The organism is Pseudomonas syringae group sp. 26L6 (assembly GCF_032587815.1).
In the GTDB taxonomy this organism is placed as follows: domain Bacteria; phylum Pseudomonadota; class Gammaproteobacteria; order Pseudomonadales; family Pseudomonadaceae; genus Aquipseudomonas; species Aquipseudomonas amygdali.
The window spans coordinates 1-14,929 of record NZ_JAWHPJ010000017.1 but is presented as its reverse complement, the minus strand read 5'-3'; the positions used below and the strand labels follow the sequence as shown (position 1 = coordinate 14,929).

Genomic DNA, 14,929 nt, shown 5'->3' with positions numbered 1-14,929 from the left:
GGACGCTCCGCGTCCTCTTGCGACGCAGAGCGTCGAGACCCGCATTCCCACGCGGAGCGTAGGGAACGATAACCTCAACTTCGTGCTGAAGCTTTGACTATCGTACGACGCTCTGCGTCGCATGCCGTTCTGGACGCTCCGCGTCCTCTTGCGACGCAGAGCGTCGAGACCCGCATTCCCACGCGGAGCGTAGGGAACGATAATCTCAACTCCGTGCTGAAGCTTTGACTATCGTGCGACGCTCCGCGTCGCATGCCGTTCCGGACGCTCTGCGTCCTCTCGACGACGCAGAGCGTCGAGACCCGCATTCCCACGCGAGCGTAGGGAACGATAACCTCAACTTCGTGCTGAAGCTTTGACTATCGTGCGACGCTCCGCGTCGCATGCCGTTCTGGACGCTCCGCGTCCTCTTGACGACGCAGAGCCTGCGTGAGCGTGAGGGACGATTTAGCCCCTGTCATGCACCAACCGCCCACCCGACCAAGTCTGCTTCACCGTCCGGTCATCACCAATCGTCATCAGCACAAACAGAATCTCTTCGATGTCTTTAGCCTGTTTCAACCGGTATGACAGCAGCGGGGTGGCGTTGTAGTCCAGCACCAGAAAGTCGGCTTCGTTGCCGGGCTTCAAGCTGCCGACCTTGTCTTCCAGTCGCAATGCGCGTGCGCCGCCCAATGTCGCCAGATAGAGCGACTTGAACGGATTGAGCCGTGCGCCCTGCATTTGCATGACCTTGTAAGCTTCGTTCAAGGTTTGCAGAATCGAAAAACTGGTGCCGCCGCCCACGTCGGTGCCCAGGCCTACATTCACCTTGTGCTTTTCGGCCATCGGCAGGTTGAACAGGCCGCTGCCCAGAAACAGGTTGGAGGTCGGGCAGAAGGCAATCGCCGAACCGGTCTGCGCCAGTCGTGCGCACTGTTCGTCGCACAAGTGCACGCCATGGGCGAACACCGAGCGCTCGCCGAGCAGGTTGAAGTGATCGTATACATCCAGGTAATGCTTGCGCTCGGGGAACAGCGCCTTGACCCACTCGATCTCCTGAAGGTTTTCGCTGATGTGGGTCTGCAGGTACAGGCCGGGATGCTCAGTAAGCAACTGCCCAGCTAGGCTCAATTGCTCCGGGCTGCTGGTCGGCGCGAATCGCGGGGTCACTGCGTAGCTCAAACGCCCTTTACCGTGCCAGCGCTCGATCAGCGCCTTGCTGTCGGCATACCCGGATTCTGGCGTATCAACCAGATAATCCGGCGCATTGCGGTCCATCATCACCTTGCCGGCGATCATGCGCAGATCGAGTGCCTGAGCCGCATTGAAAAACGCCTCGACCGATTCTTTATGCACGCTGCCGAACACCAGCGCTGTGGTCGTACCGTTGCGCAGCAGTTCCTTGATAAAGATGTCCGCCACTTGCGCTGAATGCTCGGGGTCGGCGAACTGGCTTTCGCAGGGGAAAGTGTAGGTGTTGAGCCAGTCCAGTAGTTGCTCGCCGTACGCGCCGATCATGCCGGTTTGCGGCAAGTGGATATGGGTGTCGATGAAGCCCGGAGTGATCAGTGCGTCCGGGTATTCGATAAGCTCGACATCGCTGTCGAGGCTATCGAGCAAATCGGCAGCAGGGCCCACTGAAATGATTTTGCCGTTTTCGACCTGCAACAGGCCATCGGCAAAATACTCATAAGACGCCTCTACTGCCACCTCCGCGGGGTCGGCAATGCTGTGAAGGATGGCGGCGCGGTAGGCTTTACGGCGGGAAACTGAACTCATGGCACTCTCGTTGTGACTCATTGCGACTGACTGCGGCGTGATGCGGGCAGCAGTCTGGCGATTGGTTCGGCATTGGCACTGTGCTGGCCAAAGCTTGCGTTGTAGGTGGCGATTATTTCGGCGGCGATGGACACCGCGATCTCGATAGGCAGCTTGCCTTTGACTTCCGCGAGGCCCATCGGGCAACGCATGCGTTGCAGCAGGCTGGCGTCGAAACCGCGTTCCCGCAAGCGATGTTCGAACTTGACGCGCTTGGTTTTCGAGCCGATCAGCCCGAAGTAAGCAAAGTCGCCGCGCTTGAGGATTGCAGCAGTCAGCTCAAGGTCCAGTTGATGGTTGTGGGTCATGACAATGCAGTAAGTGCCGACTGGCAACTGCGCGACCTCGTCGACCGGCTCTTCACTGACGATCTTCAACACGCCCTCGGGCATCGGCTCGGGGAATTCGTTCTCACGTGCATCGATCCAGCGCACCCGGCAGGGCAGGCTGGCCAGCAGTGGCACCAGCGCACGGCCAACATGACCGGCACCAAACACGGCGATTTGTGCGACTGGTTCGCCCATGGGTTCGAACAGCAGCACATTGACGCCGCCACAGCACTGACCGAGGCTTGCGCCGAGGTTGAAACGTTCCAGACGCGTCTGCCGGCTGCCGCTGGCCAGCATCTCACGGGCGATTTGCATGGCCTTGTACTCCAGGTGCCCGCCGCCGATGGTGTCGTGGATATGCTCGGCACAGACCACCATCTTCGAGCCGGCGTTGCGTGGCGTCGAGCCCAGCTCCTCGATGATGGTCACCAGAATGCCGGGTTCTCCACGGGCCTGTAGCTCGGCCAGGGCGCTGATCCAGTTGTTCATTTCTGCTCCAGGACAGAATGATCCAGGCCAGGCGCCTTCTCGAGCAAGCTCGCTCCCACGGGGGCATCCTGAATAGGTGAAGGCGAGCCTGGCGAAGCTTCACTTACCCGCGAAGGGGCGGAAACAATCGGCTCGGCACCTTCGCCGGATGCGCGACGCGCAGCGCTTTTCTGGCGCATCTGCTCACAGCCCCACAACACTTTTTCCGGAGTTGCAGGCGCGTCAATGTCCGGTTGATGGCGATAATCACCCAGGCTCGCCACAGCGTCCTTGATTGCGCACCAGGCCGCGATGCCGAGCATGAACGGTGGCTCGCCCACTGCCTTGGAGTGGAATACGGTGTCTTCCGGGTTCTTGCGGTTCTCCACCAGCTTGATGCGCAGATCAAGCGGCATGTCCGCCACCGCAGGGATCTTGTAGGACGCCGGGCCGCTGGTCATCAGCCTGCCCTTGTCGTTCCACACCAGTTCCTCGGTGGTCAGCCAGCCTGCGCCTTGAATGTAGCCGCCTTCGACCTGGCCGATATCGATGGCCGGGTTCAGCGAGGCACCGACGTCGTGCAGAATGTCGGTGCGCAACATCTTGTACTCGCCTGTCAGCGTGTCGACGATGACCTCGACGCATGCCGCACCAAACGCGTAGTAATAGAACGGTCGGCCACGCGCCTGGCTGCGGTCATAGAAAATCTTCGGCGTCTTGTAATAGCCGGTGCTGGACAACGAAACCTGGCCCATCCATGCCAACTGTGCCAGCTCGGCGAAGGGCAGGAAAATATCGCCGATCCGCACATGGCCGTTGCGAAACTCGACTTCTGTTTCTGCCACCTGATAGTGCCGGGCTGCGAACTCCACCAGCCGCCGCTTGAGGGTTTCAGCGGCATTCTGCGCGGCCTTGCCGTTCAGGTCGGTGCCGCTTGAGGCCGCAGTGGGCGAGGTGTTCGGCACCTTGTCAGTGTTGGTGGCGGTGATCTGAATACGGTCAATGTCCACCTGAAACACTTCAGCCACGACCTGCGCGACTTTGGTGTTCAAACCCTGGCCCATCTCGGTGCCGCCATGGTTCAGGTGGATGCTGCCGTCGGTGTAGATGTGAATCAGCGCGCCTGCCTGATTGAGGAAGCTGGCGGTAAAGGAAATGCCGAATTTGACCGGCGTCAGCGCCAGCCCTTTTTTCAGGATCGGGCTTCCGGCATTGAACGTGCGAATGGCTTCGCGGCGCTCGGCATACTGGCTGCTCTGTTCGAGGTCGGCGGTCATCTCTTCCAGCAGGTTGTGCTCGACCGTCTGGTAATAGTGCGTGACGTTACGCTCGGTCTTGCCGTAATAGTTGGCCTTGCGCACCGCCAGCGGGTCCTTGCCGAGGAAACGTGCGATGCAGTCCATGACCTCTTCGATGGCGACCATGCCTTGCGGGCCGCCAAAGCCACGGTAGGCCGTGTTGGACGCGGTGTGAGTCTTGCAGCGGTGGCCGTTGACCGTGGCTTCGCCCAGATAGTAGGCGTTGTCGGCGTGAAACATGGCGCGGTCGACAATCGACGCGGACAGGTCCGGCGAGTAGCCGCAGTTGCCTGCCAGATCCAGCTCTATACCCTGCAAACGACCCTCGCCGTCGAAGCCCACGTCGTACTCGATGTAGAACGGGTGGCGCTTGCCGGTCATCTGCATGTCTTCAAAACGTTGCAGGCGCATCTTGGTGGGCTGGCCGGTCAGCCGGGCAATCACGGCGCACAGGCAGGCCGGGCTCGCCGCCTGGGTTTCCTTGCCGCCAAAGCCACCGCCCATGCGCCGCATGTCGACCACGATGCGGTTCATCGGCACGCCCAGCACCTCGGCCACCAGCTTCTGGATTTCCGTGGGGTTCTGGGTCGAGCAATAGACAATCATGCCGCCGTCTTCAGTCGGCATCACCGAGGATATCTGGGTTTCCAGATAAAAATGTTCCTGACCGCCGATGTGCAGGTTGCCCTGCAAACGGTGGGTTGCGCCTGCCAGCGCTGCGGCCGAATCGCCACGTTTGTGCGTGTGGCTGTCGAGCACAAAGTGTTTCTGACGCAGCGCTTGAACCACATCCAGCACCGGCTCCAGGTCCTCATATTCGATAATCGCCGCCATTGCCGCCTGCCGGGCAATGTCCAGATCGCGAGCAGCAACGGCAAGCACCGGTTGACCGACAAACTCCACCGTGTCGATGGCCAGCAACGGATCGCCGGGCAGCAACGGCCCGATGTCCTTCAGCCCCGGAATATCCTGATGAGTAATCGCAATGCGTACGCCGTCGAAGGCGTAGCAGGGCGAGGTGTCGATGCTGATGATTCGCGCGTGGGCACGGTCGGAAAGATGTGCATACACATGCAACTGATTGGGAAACTCCAGGCGATCATCGATATACACCGCTTCGCCGGACACATGCTTGTCGGCGCTGTCATGCTTGACGCTGCGACCGACGCCAGTGCTCAAGCCCTGCTGAAACACGGCGAGCATTTCGGCCTGGGTAATGGATGGAGAATGCTCAGACATAGTCAGTCACCCGCGTTGCGACGGCAGGTGTCTGCACTTCGATGAAATACTTGCGCAGCAGGTTCTGCGCGCTCAACAGGCGATATTCCTTGCTGGCACGGAAGTCCGAAAGCGGCGTGAAATCTTCGCTCAGTGCGGCGCAGGCCTGCTCAACGGTTTCATTGCTCCAGAGCTGACCGACCAGGGCTCGCTCGCAGGCCGCTGCGCGCTTCGGAATCGCCGCCATGCCGCCATACGCCACACGTGCCTCGCGGATCACGCCGTCTTCTATGGTCAGGCGGAATGCCGCACAGACCGCCGAAATGTCGTCATCCAGGCGTTTTGAAACTTTATAGGCACGAAAGGTCTGCAGTGGATTGGCGGTCGGCACGATGATCTTTTCGATGAACTCACTTTCCTGGCGAGCCGTGACCTTGTAGTCGATGAAGTAATCCTCCAGCGCCAGCGTGCGTTGGCTGTTGCCTTTGCGCAGCACGATCTGCGCGCCAAGGGCGATCAGCAGGGGCGGGGAGTCGCCAATCGGCGAGGCATTGCCGATATTGCCACCCAGCGTGCCCTGATTGCGGATCTGCAACGAGGCGAAGCGCTGCAGTAACTCGCCAAAGTCCGGGTATTCGGCCTTTAGTGCTGCATAACAATCGGTCAGCGGAGTGGCCGCGCCGATCTCCAGACGGTCGTTGAAACGCTTCACGCCCTTCATCTCGTCGATGTGTCCGACGTAAATCATCACCGGCAACTGTTTGTGAAATTGGGTGACTTCCAGCGCCAGATCAGTGCCGCCCGCCAGCAGACGGGCCTGCGGATGGCTGCCATAAAGGTCGGCCAGGTCTGCCACGGTCAGCGGAATGAAGCAGTTTTTTTCGCCGTCGCTCAGTGCTTCGGTCTGGGCCGGGGTGATTGCCCGCAGGCGCTCGACCGTCTCAGCCTGGCGCCGATCGAACTGATCCGGCTGGCGCTGGCTGCAAGACTGCTCGGCGGCGGCCAGAATAGGGCGATAACCGGTGCAGCGGCACAAATTGCCTGCCAACGCCTCGTGAGCCTGATGCGCGTTGGCGTCGGTGCTGTTCTTTTGCAGGGCAAACAGCGACATCACAAAGCCTGGGGTACAGAAGCCGCATTGCGAGCCGTGACACTCGACCATGGCCTGTTGCACGCTGTGCAACTGACCCTGGTGCTTGAGGTCTTCGACGCTGATCAATTGCTTGCCGTGCAGCGACGCCATGAACGTCAGGCACGAATTGAGGCTGCGATAACGCAACATTTGCTTGCCATCGGCGTCACTGTGCAACTCGCCAACCACGACGGTGCAGGCACCGCAGTCTCCGCTGGCACAACCTTCCTTGGTACCGGGCTTGTGTGCCTGCTCACGCAGGTAGGTCAGCACGGTCATGTTCGGATTCAGGCTGCGCTCGGTTTTTAGCTCTTGGTTCAAAAGGAACTGAATCACGGCGCAAAGCCCTCACATTTATTGTCATCAGACATGTCGATGAATCTATCAGCTCTGCTTATTGGGTCAATTTGTTTCTGACTTAAGAGTCAGGAAATTGAGTTTTTCAGCAATCTGCCGATCAGAGGCACACTGGTTCTTGAGTCGCCCATTGGGTTGTATTCAAGGTTTTGCGTATTTCGTGCCAGTTTCCGCGTCTATGGCCCTGCGCCATCCGTACCGGTTGCGCTACACTTCGCGGCTTGCATGCAGAACTGGTTTTTTTGAAGGATAGTCATGACGTTCAAGGCCCCGGACAGCCTCGCTGAGCAAATTGCTCATCATCTTGCCGAGCGGATCATTCGCGGTGAGCTCAAGCCTGGAGAGCGTATTCAGGAACAGAAAGTCACGCAGGCGTTGAACGTCAGCCGTGGTTCTGTGCGCGAAGCATTATTGATTCTGGAGCGCCGCCATTTGGTGGTGATCCTGCCGCGTCGGGGGGCACAGGTCACTGTGCTCAACGCGCATAACGTGACCAGCCTGTGTGGCCTGATGAGCGAGCTGTACATTCTGCTGGCCAATGCAGTGGTCGAGCGCTGGCGCACCGAGGATGATCTTGCGCCGTTCGTGCAGATACAGCAGCGTCTGCAGGTCAGCTTCGAGCAGCAGGACGTCAAGGCATTTGTCGAAGAGAGCTTCAATGTCATGCGCGCTGCCTATCCGTTCGCCAGCAACCCGTACCTCGAAGAAACGGTCGAGAACCTGCAGCCGTCCATGAGCCGCAGCTATTTCCTCGCGATCGAGCAACGCAAGGCCGATATGGGCGACTACCTGGCGCTGTTCGACGAGTTGCTTGGCGCGGTGATCGCGCGGGATCTGCCGAAAATTCGTGCTGTGCTGATCGCCTACTGTCAGCGCAGCTGCCAGCTGGTGCTGGCCGCCCTGGCAGCGGACTGACGCCATGCGCCTGAAGTGCATCAAGCTGGCAGGGTTCAAGTCGTTCGTCGATCCCACCACGGTGAACTTCCCCAGTAACATGGCGGCCGTTGTCGGCCCCAATGGCTGTGGCAAATCCAACATCATCGACGCCGTGCGCTGGGTCATGGGCGAAAGCTCGGCCAAGAACCTGCGCGGCGAGTCGATGACCGACGTCATCTTCAACGGCTCAACCAGCCGTAAACCGGTCAGCCAGGCCAGCATCGAGCTGGTATTCGATAACTCCGACGGCACGCTGGTTGGCGAGTACGCGGCGTATGCGGAAATCTCCATTCGCCGCAAAGTGACGCGCGACAGCCAGAACAGCTACTACCTCAACGGCACCAAATGCCGCCGTCGCGACATTACCGACATCTTCCTTGGCACCGGCCTGGGGCCGCGCAGCTATTCGATCATCGAGCAGGGCATGATCTCCAAGCTGATCGAAGCCAAGCCGGAAGACCTGCGCAACTTTATCGAAGAAGCCGCCGGGATCTCCAAATACAAGGAGCGCCGTCGGGAAACCGAAAACCGTATTCGCCGCACCCACGAGAACCTGGCGCGCCTGACTGACCTTCGGGAAGAACTCGAGCGTCAGTTGGAGCGTCTGCACCGGCAGGCTCAGGCCGCCGAGAAGTATCAGGAATACAAGGCCGAAGAACGCCAGTTGAAGGCGCAACTGTCGGCCCTGCGCTGGCAGGCGCTGAATGATCTGGTGGGGCAGCGCGAGGCAGTGATCGGCAATCAGGAGATCGGTTTTGAAGCGCTGGTGGCTGATCAGCGCAGCGCCGATGCCAGCATCGAAAGGCTGCGCGACGGCCATCATGATCTGTCCGAACGCTTCAACCTGGTGCAGGGCCGTTTTTATTCGGTCGGTGGCGACATCGCCCGCGTCGAGCAGAGCATCCAGCACGGTCAGCAGCGGCTGCGTCAATTGCAGGACGACCTGCGCGAAGCAGAGCGCGCCCGCCAGGAAACCGAATCCCATCTCGGCCACGACACCACCTTGCTTGCCACCCTGGGCGAAGAGCTGGAGATGCTTGAGCCCGAGCAGGAAATGACCAGCGCCGCCGCCGAAGAATCGGCCATTGCCCTGGAAGACGCCGAAGCGGCCATGCAGGGCTGGCAGGAGAAGTGGGACGTCTTCAATCAGCAATCCGCCGAGCCACAGCGCCAGGCGCAGGTCCAGCAGTCGCGCATTCAGCAACTTGAACAAAGCATCGAACGCCTGGCCGAACGCCAGCGGCGTCTGGCCGAAGAGCGTCAGTTGCTGGCCGCCGATCCTGAAGATGCGGCCATTCTGGAATTGAGCGAAGACCTCGCCACCCGTGACATGACCCTTGAAGAGCTGCACGCAGGCGAAGAGCAGGCGGTCGAGCGTCTTGAGCAATTGCGTGAAGCTCTGCAGCAGGCCAGTCAGGCGCAACAGCAGGCGCAGGGCGAGCTGCAACGTCTCAACGGGCGTTTGGCTTCCCTGGAAGCGCTGCAACAGGCGGCACTTGACCCGGACACCGGCACCGCCGAATGGCTGCGCGATCAGCAACTGGCCGAGCGCCCGCGTCTGGCCGAGGGGCTGAGTGTCGAAGCGGGCTGGGAGCTGGCCGTGGAGACCGTGCTCGGCGCGGATTTGCAGGCTGTGCTGGTGGATGACTTCGGCGCGCTTGATCTGGCGAACTTCCAGCAGGGCGATCTGCGCTTGCTCAGCGCCGGTGCCGATACAGTGCGGGTGCCTGGCAGCCTGCTGGAGAAAGTGGACAGTACGGTTGATCTGTCCGCCTGGCTGGGCCAGGTGATTCCGGTCGAGGATCTGGACGAAGCGCTGGCGCGACGTGCGCAACTCAGCGCCGGACAAAGCCTGATCAGCCGTGACGGCTATTGGGTCGGGCGGCACTTTTTACGTGTGCGACGTGCCAGCGAGGCGCAGAGTGGCGTGCTGGCGCGGGGGCAGGAGTTACAAAGGCTGGGCTTGGAGCGTGATGAGCGCGAAGCGACGCTGGCTACGCTTGAAGAGCAATTGCTGGTGCTGCGCGAGCAACAATCGCAGCAGGAAGAAGCCCGCGAGCAACTGCGCCGCCGCGTGCAGGACGAAACCCGTCAGCAAAGCGAGTTGAAGGCGCAACTGTCGGCGGTCAGGGTGAAGGTCGAGCAGTTGACCCTGCGTCGTACTCGTCTGGACGAAGAGCTGGCCGAGCTGGGCGAGCAACGCGCTGTCGAGCACGAGCACCTCGGCGAATCGCGCTTGCAATTGCAGGATGCACTGGACAGCATGGCGCAGGATACCGAACAGCGCGAAGTGCTTCAGGCGCAGCGTGATGCGCTGCGTGAGCGTCTGGATAGGATTCGCCAGGATGCTCGGCAGCACAAGGATCACAGTCATCAACTGGCGGTGCGTCTGGGCTCGCTCAAGGCGCAGTACGATTCGACGCGTCAGGCGCTGGAGCGCCTGCGCATGCAGTCCGAAAGGCTGACCGAAAAACGCGAGCAACTGAGTCTGAATCTGGAGGAGGGCGAGGCACCGCTTGAAGAACTGCGCCTCAAGCTTGAAGAGCTGCTGGAGCGGCGCATGGTGGTCGATGATGAAATGCGCATCGCCAAGAACGCCCTCGAAGACGCTGACCGCGAACTGCGTGAAGCCGAAAAGCGCCGGACCCAGGCCGAACAGCAATCGCAGCTCCTGCGCGGCCAGCTTGAGCAGCAACGTCTGGAATGGCAGTCGCTGACGGTGCGCCGCACGGCGTTGCAGGACCAATTGCACGAGGACGGCTACGACCTGCACGGCGTGCTCGCCACGTTGACCCCTGATGCCAGCGAGCAGGCGGCCGAGCAGCAACTGGAGAGCATCGCCGGGCGTATTCAGCGTCTGGGGGCGATCAACCTCGCCGCCATTGACGAGTACCAGCAGCAATCCGAACGCAAGCGTTATCTGGATGCGCAGGATGCTGATCTGGTGGAAGCACTCGACACGCTGGAAAACGTCATCCGCAAGATCGATAAAGAAACCCGAAACCGTTTCAAAGATACCTTCGATCAGATAAATAGCGGAATTCAGGCACTTTTCCCAAAAGTTTTCGGTGGTGGCTCCGCTTATTTGGAACTGACGGGCGAAGATTTACTCGATACAGGGGTGACAATCATGGCGCGCCCTCCCGGCAAGAAGAACAGCACCATTCATCTGCTGTCGGGTGGGGAAAAAGCCTTGACTGCACTTGCGCTGGTTTTTGCCATTTTCAAACTCAATCCTGCGCCGTTTTGCATGCTTGATGAGGTGGATGCGCCGCTGGATGACGCCAACGTGGGTCGCTATGCGCGGTTAGTGAAAGAAATGTCACAAACTGTTCAGTTCATCTACATCACCCACAACAAGATCGCCATGGAAATGGCTGACCAATTGATGGGTGTGACGATGCATGAACCAGGCTGTTCGCGGCTGGTAGCGGTGGATGTAGAGCAAGCGATGGCGCTGGTGGACGCCTGAGTTCGGGCCTGATTCAGCGGCGAAATGGCTGCGTAAGCGCCTGAAAATGTGACGGTTGTGTGATAGATGGCACTTTGGGCGGCGAAGAGACGTAACGGACGGTGTAAAGTTGCCTTTGGTCGTGCTAGTTTAGTGACCACTTTTTATTTTCGCGTGGGCAAATTGCCAGTCAGAACATAGACTTGGCACCACGTATTAAAGGGGTTTAGGCCCTTATTTTCAGATTTCTTCATTAGAGGCACTGGATTACATGGAAATCGGTCTGCGCGAGTGGCTGATCGTCATCGGCATAATAGTCATTGCCGGTATTCTCTTTGATGGCTGGCGCCGTATGCGCGGCAGCAAAGGTAAATTGAAATTCAGGCTGGATCGAAGCTTCTCCAATCTTCCGGATGAGGAGGAAACCACGTCGGCCGAAGTGCTCGGGCCGCCCCGTGTGCTGGACACCCACAAGGAACCGCAACTCGATGAGCATGATTTGCCATCGATGAGCGCCAGCCCGCGTGAAGGCAAGCGCAGCAACAGTGACAAGCGTGGCAACAGCGACAAGAAGCGCAAGGATGAACCGCAGCAGGGTGACCTGAATCTGGATCTGGACGGCCCGAGCCTGTTCACCGGGCGTGACGATGACTTCCCGGACGACAAGCCTGCCCAGCGCATCACTGAGGACAAGGACCTGCCTCCGGTTGAGGAAGTGCTGGTCATCAGCGTTATTTCGCGCAGTGAAGGCGGCTTCAAGGGCCCTGCGTTGTTGCAGAACATTCTGGAAAGCGGTCTGCGTTTTGGCGAGATGGATATTTTCCACCGTCACGAAAGCATGGCAGGCAACGGCGAAGTGCTGTTCTCGATGGCCAATGCGGTCAAGCCCGGCGTGTTCGATCTGGACGATATCGACCATTTCAGCACCCGTGCCGTGAGCTTCTTCCTTGGTTTGCCAGGCCCGCGTCATCCCAAGCAGGCCTTCGACGTCATGGTTGCCGCAGCCCGCAAGCTGGCCCATGAACTGGATGGCGAACTGAAAGATGACCAGCGCAGCGTCATGACCGCGCAAACCATCGAGCATTACCGTCAGCGCATCGTTGAATTCGAGCGCCGTGCGCTGACTCAGCGTCGCGGTTAAGCGAATCCTTGTCCACGTCCCGATCAGGAGCATGCTCCGGCAGGCCTTTTCGGGACCTGGGCTTGAACAGAACAGAGCCAACAGATTGAGCAGCCTCGGCTGCTCTTTTGCTTTTTGAGAGAACACCGTATGAAGGCCGTCGAAACCCGAATCTTGGAACTGCGTGCAGAGCTGGATGAGCACAACTACCGCTATCACGTGCTGGATGAGCCCAGCATCCCGGATGTCGAGTACGACCGCCTGTTTCACGAACTCAAGGCCCTCGAGGCAGAAAACCCGCATCTGGTCACGCCGGATTCGCCGACGCAACGGGTCGGCAGTGCCGCTTTGTCGGCGTTCACCCAGGTGCGACACGAAATGCCGATGCTCAGCCTGGGTAACGCTTTCGAAGAAAGCGACATGCTCGAGTTTGACCGGCGGGTAACCGAAGGGCTGGATTTGCCTGCCGGGGACCTGTTTGGTGCGGGCAGCAAGGTGCAGTACAGCTGCGAGCCCAAGCTGGACGGTCTGGCAGTCAGCCTGCTGTATCGCGATGGAGCGCTGGTACGCGGTGCGACGCGTGGGGATGGGACCACCGGCGAGGACATCAGCGTCAATGTACGCACCGTGCGCAACATCCCGCTCAAGCTAAAAGGCAAGGGCTGGCCGGATGTGCTGGAAGTGCGCGGCGAAGTGTTCATGTCCAAGGCAGGTTTCGAGCGGCTCAACGCCAGCCAGCTGGAAATCGGCGGCAAAACCTTCGCCAACCCGCGCAATGCAGCGGCGGGCAGCCTGCGCCAACTGGACTCGAAAATCACTGCCAATCGTCCGCTGGAATTCTGCTGCTATGGCCTGGGGCAGACTTCGGCGGAAATCGCCGACACTCACATCGGTGTGCTTGAAACGTTGAAAAAATGGGGCATGCCGGTCAGTCACGAGCTGAAGCTGGCGAATGGCGTCGAGGACTGTCTGGACTATTACCGCGATATCGGTGAGCGGCGCCTGACGCTGAGCTACGAGATCGATGGTGTGGTGTTCAAGGTCAACAACCTGGCTGCGCAGCGCGAACTGGGCTTTCGCGCCCGCGAGCCACGCTGGGCGATCGCCCATAAATTCCCGGCCATGGAAGAGCTGACCGAGTTGCTGGATGTCGAGTTCCAGGTAGGCCGTACCGGTGCGGTAACGCCGGTCGCGCGCCTCAAGCCGGTCAAGGTGGCTGGTGTCATGGTCGCTAACGCCACGCTGCACAACATGGATGAAGTGGCGCGGCTCGGCTTGATGATTGGCGACACGGTGATCATCCGTCGTGCCGGTGACGTGATTCCGCAGGTGGTGCAGGTAGTTGCCGAGCGCCGCCCCGAGAATGCCAGGGCGGTGCAGGTTCCACAGACCTGCCCGGTGTGCGGCTCGCATGTCGAGCGCACGCAGTTGATCAAACGCAGCAAGGGCAAGGAAACCGTCACCGAAGGTGCGGTGTATCGCTGCGTCGGGCGTCTGGCCTGCGGTGCGCAACTCAAGCAGGCGATCATCCACTATGTGTCACGTCGTGCGATGGACATCGAAGGGCTTGGCGACAAGACCATCGAGCAACTGGTCGATGAAAAACTCATTGGCTCGCCCGCCGACCTGTACAAGTTGAAATACGAACAAATCATCGACCTGGAAGGCTTTGCCGAAATTTCCAGCAACAAGCTGCTCAAGGCGATTGCCGACAGCCGACAGCCGACCCTGGCGCGCTTTATCTATGCCTTGGGTATTCCTGATGTGGGAGAAGAGACGGCCAAGGTGCTGGCGCGTTCGCTGGCGTCCCTGGACCGAGTCAAACAAGCATTGCCGGAAGTCCTGACGTACCTGCCGGATGTCGGTCTGGAAGTCGCCTACGAAATTCACAGCTTCTTCGAAGACGAGCACAACCGTAACGTCATTGATGCGCTGTTGGGCGAATGTGGACTGCAATTGCAGGACCAGGGCGAGTTGGGTGCCGAGTTTGCGGCCAGCACTACGCTCGAAGGGCTGATCGACAAACTACATATCCCGTCGGTAGGGCCGGGCGCTGCACAGAAACTGGCTGACAGGTTCGGCACGCTGGAGGCCATCATCAGCGCCGATTGGCTGGACATGCGCCAGACGCTGCCGGAGAAGCAGGCCAAATCAGTCCGTGATTTCTTCGACGACAGCGCACATGCCGAGCGTGCACGCGCCATAGAAGCCCAGCTCAAAGACTTCGGCATGCACTGGCGCAGCGAGAAAAAAACCGTCGAAGGCTTGCCGCTGGCCGGGCAGACCTGGGTACTGACGGGGTCGCTGGAACGCATGAGTCGCGACGTCGCCAAGGAAAAACTCGAAAGCCTTGGTGCCAAAGTCTCCGGCTCGGTCTCGGCCAAGACCCACACCGTGGTTGCAGGCCCCGGTGCAGGCTCGAAACTGACCAAGGCCAACGAGCTGGGGCTGACCGTACTGGACGAAGATGCGCTGCTCAAACGCCTGACCGAACTGGGCGTGACGGTTGACTGAGGCAGGCCGACGCTCCACTTGATTATCGTGCGCTCCGCCTCGCATGCCGTTCTGGACGCTCTGCGTCCGATCTTGAATGTGATGGTGCGGCGTAGATCTGTGACGCAGAGCGTCACGCACGGCATTCCCACGCTGGAGCGTGCGGAACGATAATCTCAACTACCGTGCAACGCTCCGCTTAGGCATGTCTTGATTATCGTGCGACGCTCCGCGTCGCATGCCGTTCTGGACGCTCTGCGTCCGGTCTTGAATGTGATGGTGCGGCGTAGATCTGTGACGCAGAGCGTCACGCACGGCATTCCCACG

The 14,929-nt window shown here is 59.9% G+C and carries 8 protein-coding genes; 4 read left to right on the top strand and 4 right to left on the bottom strand.

The features are described from left to right. Nucleotides 1-447: 447 nt before the first annotated feature. Genes guaD through xdhA form a run of 4 tightly spaced genes read right to left on the bottom strand, consistent with a single transcriptional unit; the run spans nucleotide 448 to nucleotide 6,581 of the window. The gene (gene guaD, locus RYA97_RS07670; protein WP_117139966.1) at nucleotides 448-1,761 is read right to left on the bottom strand and encodes a guanine deaminase; all 1,314 of its coding nucleotides are present in this window, start codon (nucleotides 1,759-1,761) and stop codon (nucleotides 448-450) included. A 17-nt stretch (nucleotides 1,762-1,778) separates the two neighbouring features. Beyond that, a complete protein-coding gene (gene xdhC / locus RYA97_RS07665) occupies nucleotides 1,779-2,618 on the bottom strand; it encodes a xanthine dehydrogenase accessory protein XdhC (RefSeq protein ID WP_117139967.1) in 840 nt (279 codons plus the stop codon). Beyond that, a complete protein-coding gene (xdhB, locus tag RYA97_RS07660) occupies nucleotides 2,615-5,134 on the bottom strand; it encodes a xanthine dehydrogenase molybdopterin binding subunit (RefSeq protein ID WP_117139968.1) in 2,520 nt (839 codons plus the stop codon). Before xdhB ends, xdhC begins: the two co-directional genes overlap by 4 nt. Continuing rightward, on the bottom strand, nucleotides 5,127-6,581 hold the full coding sequence (gene xdhA, locus RYA97_RS07655) for a xanthine dehydrogenase small subunit (RefSeq protein ID WP_316892047.1): 1,455 nt from the start codon (nucleotides 6,579-6,581) through the stop codon (nucleotides 5,127-5,129). Before xdhA ends, xdhB begins: the two co-directional genes overlap by 8 nt. A gap of 276 nt (nucleotides 6,582-6,857) precedes the next feature. Between xdhA and RYA97_RS07650 the strand changes: the two genes are divergently transcribed. From RYA97_RS07650 to ligA, 4 genes are all read left to right on the top strand, one after another. Continuing rightward, nucleotides 6,858-7,517: a GntR family transcriptional regulator gene (locus RYA97_RS07650; RefSeq protein WP_005744320.1), complete on the top strand. Its 660-nt coding sequence runs from the start codon at nucleotides 6,858-6,860 to the stop codon at nucleotides 7,515-7,517. A gap of 4 nt (nucleotides 7,518-7,521) precedes the next feature. Continuing rightward, a complete protein-coding gene (gene smc, locus RYA97_RS07645) occupies nucleotides 7,522-11,010 on the top strand; it encodes a chromosome segregation protein SMC (RefSeq protein ID WP_016982563.1) in 3,489 nt (1,162 codons plus the stop codon). Nucleotides 11,011-11,260: 250 nt separating this feature from the next. Continuing rightward, nucleotides 11,261-12,130 (top strand): cell division protein ZipA, encoded by an 870-nt coding sequence (gene zipA / locus RYA97_RS07640; RefSeq protein WP_004665852.1) that lies wholly within the window; start codon nucleotides 11,261-11,263, stop codon nucleotides 12,128-12,130. 129 nt (nucleotides 12,131-12,259) lie between these two features. Beyond that, nucleotides 12,260-14,623, top strand: coding sequence for an NAD-dependent DNA ligase LigA (ligA, locus tag RYA97_RS07635; RefSeq protein WP_005744324.1), 2,364 nt, complete (start codon nucleotides 12,260-12,262; stop codon nucleotides 14,621-14,623). Nucleotides 14,624-14,929 lie beyond the last annotated feature (306 nt).